This is a genomic window from Tenacibaculum sp. Cn5-46 (assembly GCF_022347705.1).
In the GTDB taxonomy this organism is placed as follows: domain Bacteria; phylum Bacteroidota; class Bacteroidia; order Flavobacteriales; family Flavobacteriaceae; genus Polaribacter; species Polaribacter aiptasiae.
This window is the reverse complement of sequence record NZ_JAKRGD010000007.1, coordinates 209,363-222,453: the sequence shown is the minus strand read 5'-3', so window position 1 is coordinate 222,453 and position 13,091 is coordinate 209,363. Positions and strand designations below refer to the sequence as shown.

Below are 13,091 nucleotides of genomic sequence, written 5' to 3'. Positions count from 1 at the left end.
TTTGTCTTTTCTAATAAGCAATCAATAAACTCCTTGGTAGTTTTATCAGTTTCTTTTTTAAGTAAATCACTAAAATATTTTGGTTACAAATTCAATTGTTTTGTATAATATGTCACTGTTAGTATACCCGTTAATTCAAAAAAGCAATATACTTGCCTGTTTCATTTATCTTCTATTTGACATAATAATGTAATAAAGTACTGTAAAATATGAAAACTTAATAATAACTTTGGCTTCAAATAGTCCAAAAAACCTCGAGTTTTATTATAGCGTTTTAATAAAAATATGGGTTTCTTCATGGTTACAATAATTCAGAGGGTTTATGAGAGCATACTCCCCTACTGTAGAGTTTTAATGGCTATTAATTTATTATTAATCAATAGTTTTAAATTTATATTCCTCATGTATTTCATAAAATACATTTTGATAATCATTTGGTTTTAAAATATAAAGAAAAGGTATACTTGCAGTTTCATTATTCATTATTTTATATATAGTATCACTTTTCCTTTCATATGAAACGATTCTTTCTATATTTTTATCTAATTTTTCTAGAGCTTTATTTATTTCTGTATGATAATCCATATCATTATCAATAGAGTAAATACGATACTCTAAATTTGTTGTTTTATTTGACGTGAAAAATGTTAGACGTTTAAATAAATTATAAATAGCTCCTATCGAACTAAATTTATCATTAAGACTTGAATAAATAAATAATACTTGATTTTTAAAATTTTGGTTATCTTTTTCAATATATTCACTCTTAAGTTTATGAAAATATTTATTATAATTAAGGTCTATATTTAAATATTGAATATTTTGGAAAGTTTTTGATAATTGAACATATCCAATTTGGCTAATTTAGAGAATAAACAAAATGTAGAATATTTATTTAATCAATTTGGGAAAGAAGTTGCTTTAAATTATCTTGATAAGTTTGAAAAAGCTATAAGCAGCTTATTAGAAAAAAGATTATATGCTGGTACATATGATGAAAAATTAAAACTTAGAAGGTTTATAATTGCTGAGGAAATAAAACCCCAAAAAAGACAGTTAAAATGCTGTCTCTTTTCTATTTGATAGTTATTTCATAATCTAAAAATCCCCCACTCTCCTACTCACTTAACTATAATTTATTGGTTTGATAATTTTTGCTTTTTAAATATCCCTTTAAAATAGTCTACCATAGGTTTAAATACAATGACAAACGGATTATGGCCCATAAACCCAGTAGTAACTCCATAGGTTACTTTATCTGTTTCGGGAACATAAGTTCCAAAAACTCTGTCCCAAAAAATAAGCATTCCACCATAGTTTTTATCTAAGTATTTTTCGTTAGAGCCATGGTGTACTCTATGAGCAGACGGTGTATTGAAAAACTTTCCCTCCAACAGTCCTAACTTTCCTATGGCTTCTGTGTGTAATAGAAATTGATACAATAAACTGATGGCTAATGATAAAGAAATTAAGGTGGGATCAAAGCCTAAAATAACCAACGGCACATAAAATAGGATGCTTGTAAATTTACCTACCCAATTTAAACGACCCGCTGCGGTTAAATTAAACCACATACTTGAATGATGTGTATGATGGATTGACCATAAAAATGGAATTTCATGACTCCATCTATGATACCAGTAATACACCATTTCTACCACCATAAAAGTTATAAGAAATGTGTAAATGTTAACTGGTATTGTAAATAATTTGAAGGACTCAACAGCTTCAAATAAAAATAATCCCCAAGCCAATGAAATAGGTTTTATGAATCTACCAATAATGATAATTGCCAAATTAGAAAGTGAATCTTTAGTGCTATAACTTCCCTTTTTAGTAATTAAAGACCAAATAATCTCAGCGAATATTAAACCTATAAAAATCAAGAAGAATACTTTTGCGTATGTTGTTTCCATAATATTTGTGTGTTAATTATGGTTCAAAAGTATTGAGGTAAAGAGTGTTTATTTAAAAAATGAAAGTGAAACAGCTAAAATAGAAAGTGAAACGACCTTAATGTTATTTTAACTATTGATGGTGCATCCAATTTTTTAATTGTGGCGCTTTAGCCTTGCTAACAACTATTTGTTCCTGTGATTTTGGATTGACATTTAAAATCAATTTTCCATTAAAATAAAGCTGAAGATTTTCGATAGCGTTTCTATTGACTATAAACTGTCTATTAGCTCTAAAAAATAGCGCTGGATTTAATTCTGTTTCAATGTCTTCAAGCTTTTTATCGATAATAAAACTTTTATTGTCTTTAACAACCGCTTTTACAATACTATCATCAATAGTAAAATAAGCCACATCGTCTACATTTAAAGGGATTAAGGTATCTCGTTGTTGTACCAAATAAGTGTTTTTAAACGACTTTTGTTCTGATTTTATTAACTGCAACATTTGCTGAAATTGCTCATTAATTGGCGAAGCTTGTCTTGTGGATTTGTATTTATCAATAGCATCTTTTAATTCCTCTTCATCAATTGGTTTTAATAGGTAATCTACACTATTAACCTTGAAAGCTTTAATAGCGTATTCGTCAAAGGCTGTTGTAAAAATGATAGGAACATTAACTTGGACTTTTTCAAATATTTCAAAGGATATACCATCGGCTAAATGAATGTCAAAAAAAGCTAAAGCTATTGAATGTTCTTTATTAAAAAAATCTACAGCATCAACCACAGTATCTATAACAGTTTCTACAGTAATAGAAGGATCAATTTCCTTTAAAAGATATTTTAAATTTTCTGCTGCTGCTTGTTCGTCTTCTATAATGAGTACGTTCATATTATTGGTAATTTTACTATGAAATAATCACTGTTGTTTTCAATAGTTATTTCCTTATTTAAAAGTAGCTTAAATCTGGTGTTTAAATTGCTTAATCCGGTGTTGGTACTTTCTACATTGCCTGTTCGTTTTTGCAATTTATTCTTTACAATTAAAAAATTATCTTGACTATAAATAGTAACCGTCAAAGGTTTGTTTACAGAAATTTCATTGTGTTTTACTGAGTTTTCAACCAATAATTGCAATGCTAATGACGGAATTTTCTTCTGAAGTAACGCATCATCAATATTGATAATGGCTTTAAAATTTTCTCGATAGCGCTGTTTGATCAAATAAAGATAACTATCTAAAAACTTTAATTCTTCTTTTAAGCTAACTAAATCCTGGTCTTTACTTTGAAGAATATAGCGATATAAAAAAGAGAGTTTCTTTATAAATTTTCCTGCTGAATTTTGGTCTTCTCTAACCAACAAGCTCAATGAATTTAATGAGTTAAATAAAAAATGAGGATTGACTTGATTTTTTAAGGCAGCCAATTCATTTTGTAAGCTCTGTTGCTTGAGTTGCTCTTTTTCTACAGCGTCAATTTTCGCTTGATTATTAAGTGTAATAGTTCTGCTAATAACTATAAGCATCAGCATAACAAAGAAGTAAACAAAACTATTAAAACGAGGGTTTAATGTTGTTGAATTATTTCCATTGATAACAACATCGAAAATTCTAAATATGAAAATCCAAACAACAAGAATTGAAAAACTTAAAAGAACAGCTTTCAAAAAAGTGTTCTTTTGAAACCATTGAATACTCCAGTCTATATTGAGCTTTAGAATAAAAAAACAAAATCCAAATAAGGATATAATACGAAGCAATGTATCTTTTGTAGATACTTCCCAAAGACCACTACCATCTGCACTACCGAATAAAAATACAAGACGTGGAATATTTACCAGCAATGAAAAGCTAATAGCTACTATAAGTATGAGTTTGTTATTATTCATAGATAGAAAGGCTTGCATTGCAAGCCTTTTATAATTAAAGAGTTATTATTTTTTTTCTTTTCGTTTTTCCTTCATCTTCTTTTGAACTTCTTTTTGTATCTCTAAATATACTTTATATTGTTTAGATGACAATAAGGACTTCATTTCCTTGTTTTTACCTTTTTGAATAGATTTATATGCCCTGTATTTACTAAAACGAGATTTGCTACTATTTTTTAAGTCCTTTAATTGATTACCATATCTTTTTGAGATTTCGATATATTGTGGCTTTTGATCTTCTGTTAGATTTAATCGATTGATATATTCTGAAAACTCACCTGAAAAATTTTCAATTAATGATTTACGTTGATCTGTCTTGAAATCTTGATACACTAAATATTGTTCTTCTGACAATAATTCTTTTAATTCTGAATCCTTTTCAGACTGAATACGCTGTACTTCTTTTATTTTTTCTTGTTTAGAAAGACTAGCTTCTTTTACAAATTTTAACTCCTCGCCATATTTTTTAGCAATAGTTTCATAAGATGTTTTTTGAGTTTCAGATAAGTTCAGTTTTTCAAAATACTGTGCTAGTTTTTCTTTTGCTTGCTCTTTTTGTTTTTCACTAAGTTTTTTGTCTTGTGCAAACGTTATTGAACTGGCTACTAATAATGTAACTATTAAGATATTTTTTATTGCTTTCATTTTTATTTTTTAATAATTATGAGACAAATGTATTTTAGTAATTGAAGCATAATTTAATTTTTAAAGTGAAACGTCTAAAATGATATGTGAAGTGACTTTGATTTATATTTAAATATTTCATTGATGCTTCACTCCTATCGTTGTTTCAGGTAGAGAGTATTAGTCTTGAGAAGAAAAAAATCAACAAAAATATATTAAAGAGTGTGATTTATAGTGTGATATTTTAATCTAGTTGTACTTATTAAAATCGACCATTTGTATTATGTAAACTCCATATTTTTCCAGTTAAATTAAACTCAGTAAATAATTCTTGGGCTTCTTTCATAGTCCATTTTTTCCAATCTGGATTAAGATGATTTCCATACCAAACCTTGGAGAATTCCCATATTTTAGTGATTGGTTGAATATCTCCCTTAGGTATATTATGTTGCTTTACCCAATGATCTATTTGTTTTTCGTTTTTAAAAACAAGCATTGTACTACAAGTGTAAATTACATTATCCCAAGCATTTTTCATTGGAATTGGAAAATGTATATATAAATCTTCCTCTTGAATCTTACCATTTATAATGTTTATTTCTACCTTTTCTCCATGTGCTCCATAGTTAGTAATAATCTTTAAATCTTCATTTAATAAAGCAGCTAAACCTAAGGAACACCATGCACAGTTTCCCCACCATTCCCCTCGCTTTGATTTCACCAAGAAATTTGTAGGTGCTAAAGAGAACGGATGAATTACCCATATTTTCGGTTCATTAGGGTGAAGTACTACTCCATGATATTCTTGTAGTTCGTATAGTCCTTTTTCTACAATTTCTTTTTTACTCTTTAAAATAGTAGCTAATGTTTGGCTATCTGGAGCAAAGCCATTATCTATTATATATCTGATTATTGAATAATGTAAACTAGATTTTGTTACCATGTAATTAGTTTAATAAAATTGAGTTTTCCTCATAATACCTACTGAAATTAATCATGAAACTTTAAACCATTTAAGGCCTTACTTACCTTTCTGTTTTCTCCATACATAATAATCCCTACCAAATCTTGTTGCTCATCTGTACATTTAGCGATTTCTATATGATTTCCAGCTTCATTCTTTGTGCTAAATAAAGGTTGAGTATAAATACCAATGTGTAAATCTCTCTCTTTTGCTCTATTGAAAGCTCTAGTAATTTGTTGTTTATCAATTGCTTTGTAAATTAATATAGGATGTTTAATAAATGGTAAATACTCTTCTTTAGAAGCATTTACGAATGGTTTTCCATGAGTTTCAGGAAACTTTATAGCTATTGAGCTGCCTAAAAATGAAACTACATTTAATTTTTGCCAGTTAGCTAAATCATCTTTTACTACAATGGCTATCTTAGAATCTATCGTCATGTTTTAAAGCTTTAATATCATTTGTATATTGCATCTTTCATAAGGTGTTGCATAACCAGAAACCTTTTCAAATCCTAGTTTTTCATATAGTTTTATTGCAGGTTCTAGAATAGTATTACTTTCTAGGTATATTTCTTTGGCTCCATCTAATTTTGCTTTTTCAATTAAAGTACTAGCAATTTTATAACCAATTCCCAATCCTTGACTTTTTGGTGATACAGCCATTTTAGCTAGTTCAAAATCACTTTGAATAGTATCGTTTTTTAGCAAAGCGCAAACACCTATAGGTTCATCATTATATAAAGCCACTAAAATATGTCCTCCTTTATCTATAATATATTCTTTAGGATTATCAAGTGCTTTTCTATCAGCTTCTTCTATTTTGAAATAAGTATTAATCCATTCTTCATTAAGGTGCTTAAATGCACTTTGATATTTTTTTTCGTAACTAACAATTTTTACATTTTTAGATTCTCTCTTTTTCTTTTCGTCTACGACTCTTTTGTATAGAGATTTTTGTTTTAATAGATATTCAAATTCTTCCATTGCTTTCCAAATGTTGTGCTGGGTTTGACTTAATGCCAATTCAATTGCTTTATCAACATCTTTATATTGATTTTCAATTTTATCTGAAATATCTAACCCTTTGTTTGTTAGAGAAATAAGGTTTCTTCGTTTATCCTTTTTATCTTTTTGTTCTACTACAATTCCTTCTTTACGCATTTCGCTTACAATTTTACTTACTGAAGGATGTGAATGTCCTATTTCTTCAGCTATAGTTGTTATAGATTCTTCTTGCTTTTTTGAAAGAATATAAAATACAGGGAACCATTTTGGTTTAAGTTCAGTTCCATATAGTTGATATAAGCTTTTAGCATCTTCTGTTATAGATTCGCTTAACATTCTCATTCTACTCCCTAATGCTATTTTTCCTACTCTGTTATAAAACATATTTGTATAGTTAATTACGTAATTAGTTACGTAAATATAGTAATACAATAATAATCAAACAAATAACATGTTATTTTAATATTTATCGTTGACTAAAATTTTATCTATAAGCAATCAAATTTTAACCTCTCTGAGAATTGAGTATTCAGTACTATGATACAGAAATTTTAAAATACGCGATTCTCAGAAAGGTCAAAAAAAGTAACAGATTTTAATGTTTTTCATCCTCAATTTATAAATTCTAAACAGGATGTTTAAAATTAATAGATTTGTTATGAAATTAAAGAATGTCTTAATAGTATTAGTTAAGTTTATTTTATGCCTTGATTAAATAAGAAATAGTTATAGTCAACAATTATTAATTACCCTTAATTCTTTGCCAAAGTGTTTTCATTAAAAATTTGGCATCACGACCAGTTTTAGGAAGTTCTGTTGCTTGGATACTTCCCTCCTCTTCTTTTAAAAGATAAGAAAAAGTAAAAAATGAAGTACCATCTTTTTTGGGGATTAATCCAAAACGTAAATCGTTAAAATACCACTGATTATCTTTTTGTTCTATAATATACCAACCTTCTGAAATATTTATAAGTCGTTGTACATTAGTGTATTTAGTTAATACATCAGATTTTTCACGATGCTTAGGATATGTAGTAAATTTTAAGGGTTGAGTATCAAAAAAAGAATAATCGGTAATAAGATAATTGTCTTTTGTATCGATATTAATATTCCATAAAATAGTATTCAAAGCTGCTGGACGTGTACTAATGGCAGTATATTGTATACCTTGATTTTTTAATTCGTTTTCTACTTTATTATAAACGATTAACTTTAAAATCAAGGCGATAAAAAGATAGTTTGTAGATATTATAAGACCAAACTTATTAATTTGTGCCCTTCGTTTTGATTCAGGTTTATAAAAAAGAACCGCAATACAACAAAATAGAAATGGTAAAGTATATAAAGGATCTATAACAAAAATAGAATTGAAAGCTACTTTGATATCTAATGGCCAAAATATTTGTGTCCCCCATGTAGTGAAGGCATCTAACAATGGATGTGTAATCAAGCTCCAAAAAAATAGCTTCGCCCAAGGCTGCCAACCAAGATTTTTCTTTTTTTCTAACTTATTGGCCAACCAGCCTAAAAGTGGCGCCATAATAATGGAAAATAGAATGGAATGACTAAAACCACGGTGTAATTCTATAGCAGTAATGGTATCTGTAAAAGAACCCAGAAACACATCAAGATCAGGAATAGTACCTCCAATAGCTCCATAAAGTAAAGCTTTGTTGCCAATTTTTTTTCCTAAAACAGCCTCGCCAACTGCTGCTCCTAATACAATCTGAGTAAGTGAATCCAATTTTAACTACTTTACTTTAACAATAATACAATTATAATGTGTGAATTAAATAAGCTTTAGTAATTTAATAATACAATCTAAAATCGAGAAGTTTACAAAGTTTATAGTGTTTTTTGTAAAGTTCTTCTACTGCATTTAACATGTCATCATCTTTTTTAAACAGGTTAAAAAACACTTTATCAAGATCAGAACTAGCTATTCCATTAAATTGATTACCGTATCCAGAAATACCTTTTGCTCCTGTAATATCTAAAAAATACTGTGCTTCATCTTCATCTAAATCAAGCACCTTTGCATTAGAAAAATGCAATAGTTTATCATTTAATCGACCTTCAAAAATCTCTGCAATTTCTTGTAAACTATAGTAATAATCATTTAAACAAATGCTATTGGCTTCGCCTGTTATAACAAAGTAGATAATTTCATAGTTTTTAAAATTGTGATCATCTAAAACCAAAGTATTTAAACTTGCTTCTAAGCCTTCAATAGAATCGCATGTTTGATAAATACTAGCGATTCCATATTGCATAGTTAACTCCTCTAATTTCTTTTGAGTAAGTGTATCCTCATTCATTTCAACATCATCAACAGCTTCCAAACAGAATATAAAATAGTCTGTTTCTCTATAATTTTCTTGGGGTAAATGCTCTATGTTTTTTAACAAGTTTCTGGATTTATAAAAATGAAAGACAAAAATACTACAACTCTTTCTATTATTTAACTCTAAATTAAGCGTAAAAAGTTAAGAGAATGTTGGTAATTTAAACAATACTTCCCTGCTCTTGTTTAATGTATTCAATTAAAAAATAGACTCTTTTTAATTATATTCGTTTTTCCAATATTTTAAAGATGAATAAAGGTGCTTTTTTGAATGTATTCAGGATTCTATTTGTAATCGTTTTAGTTTTTACTTCTTGTAGTAAGAGCAATACTATAAATCCTGAAAATGAAGATGAAGTACAAGAGTTTATTTCTGCTGTAGACATTTCTAGGTTTCCTGAAATATCAAGTTCAAACACAAAGTTTTATGACTCAAACGGAAATTCGAGAAATTTTTTAGATATCCTGAAACAAAGTGGTATCAATACTATTCGGTTACGACTATGGGTAAATCCTTCGAATGTACATTCGGGTTTTGATGAAGTTCAAAAATTTTCTAAAGAGTTAAAAGCCAAAGGTTTTAAAATATGGTTAACGCTTCATTATTCAGATACTTGGGCAGACCCTAGTCAGCAAAAAATACCAGCGAATTGGATGGGACTCAATTTTTCTGAAATGAAAGACAAAGTTTATGATTATACTAAACAAGTAATAGAAAATTTACAGCCAGAATACATTCAAATTGGTAATGAAATTAACACCGGGTTTTTGCATCCAATGGGACATATAACTGATAATTATAATCAGTTTAGTGCACTAATGAGTTCAGGAATTAAAGCTGTTAGAGACCACTCTAAGAGTACTAAAATTATAATACATTTTGCAGGTGTAGAAAATGCTCTATGGTTTTATAATCAAGTAAAAACACTTAATTATGATATAATTGGACTTTCATATTACCCAATTTGGCACGGGAAATCTTTGGATAAGTTGACATCTACAATGAATCAGTTGGCTAATAATGAGCATGATAAAAAAATACTCATAGCTGAAACAGCGTATCCTTTTACATTAGGTTGGAATGATTGGACTAATAATATTGTTGGTTTAGATAGTCACTTGATTTTACCTGATTATCGAGCATCACCAGAGGGACAACAGTTATTTATACGAAAAATTAAAAAACTTACGAGTGAAGTTAAAAATGGAATAGGTTTTTGTTATTGGGGAGCTGAATTAGTAGCATGGAAAGGAAATCAAGCTACCGATGCTTCTCCATGGGAAAATCAAGCTTTATTTGACTTTAGTAACAAAGCTTTGCCTGTTTTAGAAGAGTTTTAAAATTGCTTCGAATTTAATAAAACTTTAATTCTATATAACTTTATATTTATCAATAAAAAAGCACCCAAGAAGGGTGCTTTTAACCATAAAACTATCTATTAATTTAGCTATTCCCAACAGCTAAATACTCAACAGCGAAACAAATATAAATACAGTCTCCCCTCCTTTTCTTATTTGTAGAACTACAAAACCACTACAAAGGACACTACATATTTACTACATCATATGACCATTTTTTCTTAAAAACTTTAAGACCAGTAAACTGTATTTTTTCTGTTCATTTCGAATTAAGCTTATATTTTAAAAAGAATCATTGTTATTTTATTTTTTCTAGCGATGTTGATCTATCAAAATGATATTACCATCTGGATCGTTTAATGTAAAACTAGCAGGACCTTTTGTTGTATCATCTGCTTCATTTGTTAAACTGATTCCATTAGTTTTTAAATGTTGTTGAATTTTACGAACGTCATCAAATTCATCAATATTTTTCCCATTTTCATCCCATCCAGGATTAAATGTTAAAATATTACCTTCAAATATTCCTTGGAATAACCCTATAAGTGCTTTACCATTTTTCATTATTAAATAATGTTTATCTATATCTCCTCCTAAAACACTAAAACCTAATGTTTCATAAAATTTCTTAGACTCCTTTATATCTTTTACACTAAGACTTATTGAAAAAGCTCCTAATTTCATATGATTTTGTTTTTATAGTATTAATTTTCTGTACAAAAAGCTCTATGAAATTACACTTTTTCTGCTTAATATGAGTTGGTTAGTTTAATTTTATAGTCTTTCTAATTTATTGAACAAATGCAGGTATAACGATTTCAGAAATTGGAGTCATTATTTTATCATCTCTATCATGTCCAGTAATAACAATAACTAAATCAAGTTTTTCTACTACAATAATACGTTGTCCACCGCCTCCCCAGGCAAAAGAAGCATTATAACTTTTGTTACCAACTACAATAGGTGTTTGGTACCAGAAATACCCATAACGATAAGTTTTTGGCATCCAATCTTCAGTAGGCTTTACTATTCCACTGGTAGCTTTTTTAAGATATGATACAGGGATAAGTTGTTCTCCATTCCATTTTCCTTTATCAAGTACTAATTTCCCTAATTTAAGCATATCACGAGAGGTCATTTTTACCTTCCATCCAGATTCTGGTAAACCACTAACTTCGTTTTTCCAATTATAATTAGTAATTCCTAATTTATCTAGAAGTTCTCTTTTGATGAAATCTTGTGCTGTACCAGGAACCACAGCATCAATAACCTGCATAACTAATCTAGGATTAAAATTACCATATAAATAAGTTTGAGAAGCTTTTGTAATTGGTTTGCTATGTTTAAGAAGTGTTTGAACCAAACCTTGACCTTTTAATAAAGCAGTGTCTTTTTCAATTTCTTTCCACTTATCACGATCAATTGTAAGTCCACCATGCATGGTTAAAGCTTTATGAAGAGTAATTCTTTCTGCTCCTTTTACAAATTTTGTTGGGTCTAAATCCTTTAAAAAATGAACAAGAGGTTTATTTAAATCATTCATAGACAAATACCCCATTTGTATTGCACGCCCTAATATTAAACTTGTATGACCTTTAGTAGCAGAAGCTTGACCATGTGCAAGGTTAATACGTCCCTTTTTATAATAGGATTCAAAAACCAATTTATTTTTATGAGATATGAGTAAGCCATCATATTTACCGTGTTTTCCTTCTGCAATTTCTTTTGCTAATTGAACAATTTTGTCTTTTCCATTCTTATTTGTCAATTTACCAACAGAAATGCCATCATTTCTTTTATCAGGAGAAGTGTCGATAAAAGCTTTTTTAATATCTGGAATATTCCAAAATGTAAGTTTAGTTTCAGCTTCTGTTGCTTCGGCTTCCGAACTATGTATTTGTTGAGAAAAGCCGCTATGTGTTAGTATAAAACATAGTAAAATCAGTAGGTTATTTTTCATAATATTGAATATTTATAAAAGTTGAATAATATTTTATTGATTGGAATTATCAAGTTTCATTAGCTCTTTTTTAAGTTGAATGAAATCCACCCAGTGTTTACTAGATATCCAATAAGTAGTTCCATCTTCTTTTTGTTTTTCAATGGCTCTCCAAAAGCATAAATATTTTTTGTCTTTAGTTAGCCTTGCAGTATTTTCATCAATAGCAGTGTTTACCTTATTGCCTAAATTAATTGCTGTTCCCCAAGAACCATTTTTTTGTTTAAAACTGATATAAATGTCTGAACCTCCATAACCTTCTTCTCTTTCAGAATCCCACATTAAAAAAGATTCATCAGCTGCTATAAAAGGATGAGCTGTCCATTTACCAGTATTGATATTTTTACCTAATAGCTTCGGCTCTTCACGCTTTCCATTTTTTATAGTTGATATACGAATGACATCATTATTTTTATAATCATCAAAAACATAAGTTCCTTTTGCAGATGCTGTTAAACGCATTATTCCCCAGTTATCTTTTTCAATCATAGAGCCTAGACTTTTAATTTTTGACCAGCCAGTATCGGTACGTTCTATATATTTGGTTTTAGCATATAAAATGTTATCATCACCACTATCCATTGCATGGAAATCGTATTTTTTCCAAGAGTTGTACTTGTTTTCTTCTTTTTTAAATACAATAACGCTAGGTAAAAAAGGTAAATAATGAGAAGTAGTAAAAGAAAACTCTTTCATATCGGGAGAAAAGCTTCCTTTTAATTCTCTATCTCTTGATGAATGAAAATTTACAGGAAACAACTCAGCTATTTTATCAGGTCTCTTCAGGCCTTTATAAGGAGCTTCTATTGTAGTTGCAGCATTTTGAATAGAAGTTGGCTTTTTAGTATCACAAGAGATATAAAAGAGTGTCAATACAAGTGTTGACAATAAAATTGTGTAGTTTTTCATACTTATTTTGTTAATGATTATTGAAAACTCTTCGATAAAAGTAGTGGATGAAAACCGT

Annotated in this window: 14 protein-coding genes; 1 reads left to right on the top strand and 13 read right to left on the bottom strand. The window is 28.8% G+C overall.

Annotated features, from left to right (window positions below):
- Positions 1–372: 372 nt before the first annotated feature.
- The 10 genes from MHN29_RS15210 to MHN29_RS15165 form a co-directional block, all read right to left on the bottom strand.
- Positions 373–585, bottom strand: coding sequence for a hypothetical protein (locus tag MHN29_RS15210; protein WP_235275402.1), 213 nt, complete (start codon positions 583–585; stop codon positions 373–375).
- Positions 586–1,136: 551 nt separating this feature from the next.
- Entirely contained in the window at positions 1,137–1,916 is a 780-nt protein-coding gene (locus tag MHN29_RS15205; RefSeq protein ID WP_235275400.1) for a sterol desaturase family protein, read from the bottom strand.
- 112 nt (positions 1,917–2,028) lie between these two features.
- The gene (locus tag MHN29_RS15200; RefSeq protein ID WP_235275399.1) at positions 2,029–2,790 is read right to left on the bottom strand and encodes a LytTR family DNA-binding domain-containing protein; all 762 of its coding nucleotides are present in this window, start codon (positions 2,788–2,790) and stop codon (positions 2,029–2,031) included.
- Positions 2,787–3,788: a sensor histidine kinase gene (locus MHN29_RS15195; protein ID WP_235275398.1), complete on the bottom strand. Its 1,002-nt coding sequence runs from the start codon at positions 3,786–3,788 to the stop codon at positions 2,787–2,789. Before MHN29_RS15195 ends, MHN29_RS15200 begins: the two co-directional genes overlap by 4 nt.
- Before the next feature lie 45 nt (positions 3,789–3,833).
- Complete coding sequence (locus MHN29_RS15190; protein WP_235275397.1) at positions 3,834–4,472, bottom strand: hypothetical protein; 639 nt, start codon at positions 4,470–4,472, stop codon at positions 3,834–3,836.
- Positions 4,473–4,713: 241 nt separating this feature from the next.
- Positions 4,714–5,394 carry an alkylmercury lyase family protein gene (locus MHN29_RS15185; RefSeq protein WP_235275396.1) on the bottom strand — a complete coding sequence of 227 codons (681 nt, stop codon included), beginning with the start codon at positions 5,392–5,394 and terminating at the stop codon, positions 4,714–4,716.
- A 47-nt stretch (positions 5,395–5,441) separates the two neighbouring features.
- A complete protein-coding gene (locus MHN29_RS15180; RefSeq protein WP_235275395.1) occupies positions 5,442–5,855 on the bottom strand; it encodes a DUF2000 domain-containing protein in 414 nt (137 codons plus the stop codon).
- 3 nt (positions 5,856–5,858) lie between these two features.
- Positions 5,859–6,806 (bottom strand): bifunctional helix-turn-helix transcriptional regulator/GNAT family N-acetyltransferase, encoded by a 948-nt coding sequence (locus MHN29_RS15175; RefSeq protein WP_235275394.1) that lies wholly within the window; start codon positions 6,804–6,806, stop codon positions 5,859–5,861.
- 358 nt (positions 6,807–7,164) lie between these two features.
- Positions 7,165–8,166 carry a metal-dependent hydrolase gene (locus MHN29_RS15170; protein ID WP_235275393.1) on the bottom strand — a complete coding sequence of 334 codons (1,002 nt, stop codon included), beginning with the start codon at positions 8,164–8,166 and terminating at the stop codon, positions 7,165–7,167.
- Positions 8,167–8,230: 64 nt separating this feature from the next.
- Positions 8,231–8,830 (bottom strand): DUF6642 family protein, encoded by a 600-nt coding sequence (locus MHN29_RS15165; RefSeq protein ID WP_235275392.1) that lies wholly within the window; start codon positions 8,828–8,830, stop codon positions 8,231–8,233.
- Positions 8,831–9,015: 185 nt separating this feature from the next.
- Here MHN29_RS15165 and MHN29_RS15160 point away from each other — a divergent pair, with 185 nt between their 5' ends.
- Complete coding sequence (locus tag MHN29_RS15160; RefSeq protein ID WP_235275391.1) at positions 9,016–10,107, top strand: glycosyl hydrolase 53 family protein; 1,092 nt, start codon at positions 9,016–9,018, stop codon at positions 10,105–10,107.
- A 330-nt stretch (positions 10,108–10,437) separates the two neighbouring features.
- On the opposite strand, the gene MHN29_RS15155 is transcribed toward MHN29_RS15160, so the two are convergent.
- The 3 genes from MHN29_RS15155 to MHN29_RS15145 form a co-directional block, all read right to left on the bottom strand.
- On the bottom strand, positions 10,438–10,809 hold the full coding sequence (locus MHN29_RS15155; RefSeq protein ID WP_235275390.1) for a VOC family protein: 372 nt from the start codon (positions 10,807–10,809) through the stop codon (positions 10,438–10,440).
- A 106-nt stretch (positions 10,810–10,915) separates the two neighbouring features.
- Positions 10,916–12,085, bottom strand: a complete 1,170-nt coding sequence (locus tag MHN29_RS15150) for a serine hydrolase (protein WP_235275389.1) — start codon at positions 12,083–12,085, stop codon at positions 10,916–10,918.
- Positions 12,086–12,118: 33 nt separating this feature from the next.
- Positions 12,119–13,033: a hypothetical protein gene (locus tag MHN29_RS15145; protein WP_235275388.1), complete on the bottom strand. Its 915-nt coding sequence runs from the start codon at positions 13,031–13,033 to the stop codon at positions 12,119–12,121.
- Positions 13,034–13,091: the final 58 nt, after the last annotated feature.

Bases quoted from the DNA above. Each gene is read 5' to 3' on its own strand.
- MHN29_RS15210 (WP_235275402.1), bottom strand. From the start codon at position 585: ATGGATTATCATACAGAAATAAATAAAGCTCTAGAAAAATTAGATAAA.
- MHN29_RS15205 (WP_235275400.1), bottom strand. From the start codon at position 1,916: ATGGAAACAACATACGCAAAAGTATTCTTCTTGATTTTTATAGGTTTA.
- MHN29_RS15200 (WP_235275399.1), bottom strand. From the start codon at position 2,790: ATGAACGTACTCATTATAGAAGACGAACAAGCAGCAGCAGAAAATTTA.
- MHN29_RS15195 (WP_235275398.1), bottom strand. From the start codon at position 3,788: ATGAATAATAACAAACTCATACTTATAGTAGCTATTAGCTTTTCATTG.
- MHN29_RS15190 (WP_235275397.1), bottom strand. From the start codon at position 4,472: ATGAAAGCAATAAAAAATATCTTAATAGTTACATTATTAGTAGCCAGT.
- MHN29_RS15185 (WP_235275396.1), bottom strand. From the start codon at position 5,394: ATGGTAACAAAATCTAGTTTACATTATTCAATAATCAGATATATAATA.
- MHN29_RS15180 (WP_235275395.1), bottom strand. From the start codon at position 5,855: ATGACGATAGATTCTAAGATAGCCATTGTAGTAAAAGATGATTTAGCT.
- MHN29_RS15175 (WP_235275394.1), bottom strand. From the start codon at position 6,806: ATGTTTTATAACAGAGTAGGAAAAATAGCATTAGGGAGTAGAATGAGA.
- MHN29_RS15160 (WP_235275391.1), top strand. From the start codon at position 9,016: ATGAATAAAGGTGCTTTTTTGAATGTATTCAGGATTCTATTTGTAATC.
- MHN29_RS15155 (WP_235275390.1), bottom strand. From the start codon at position 10,809: ATGAAATTAGGAGCTTTTTCAATAAGTCTTAGTGTAAAAGATATAAAG.
- MHN29_RS15150 (WP_235275389.1), bottom strand. From the start codon at position 12,085: ATGAAAAATAACCTACTGATTTTACTATGTTTTATACTAACACATAGC.
- MHN29_RS15145 (WP_235275388.1), bottom strand. From the start codon at position 13,033: ATGAAAAACTACACAATTTTATTGTCAACACTTGTATTGACACTCTTT.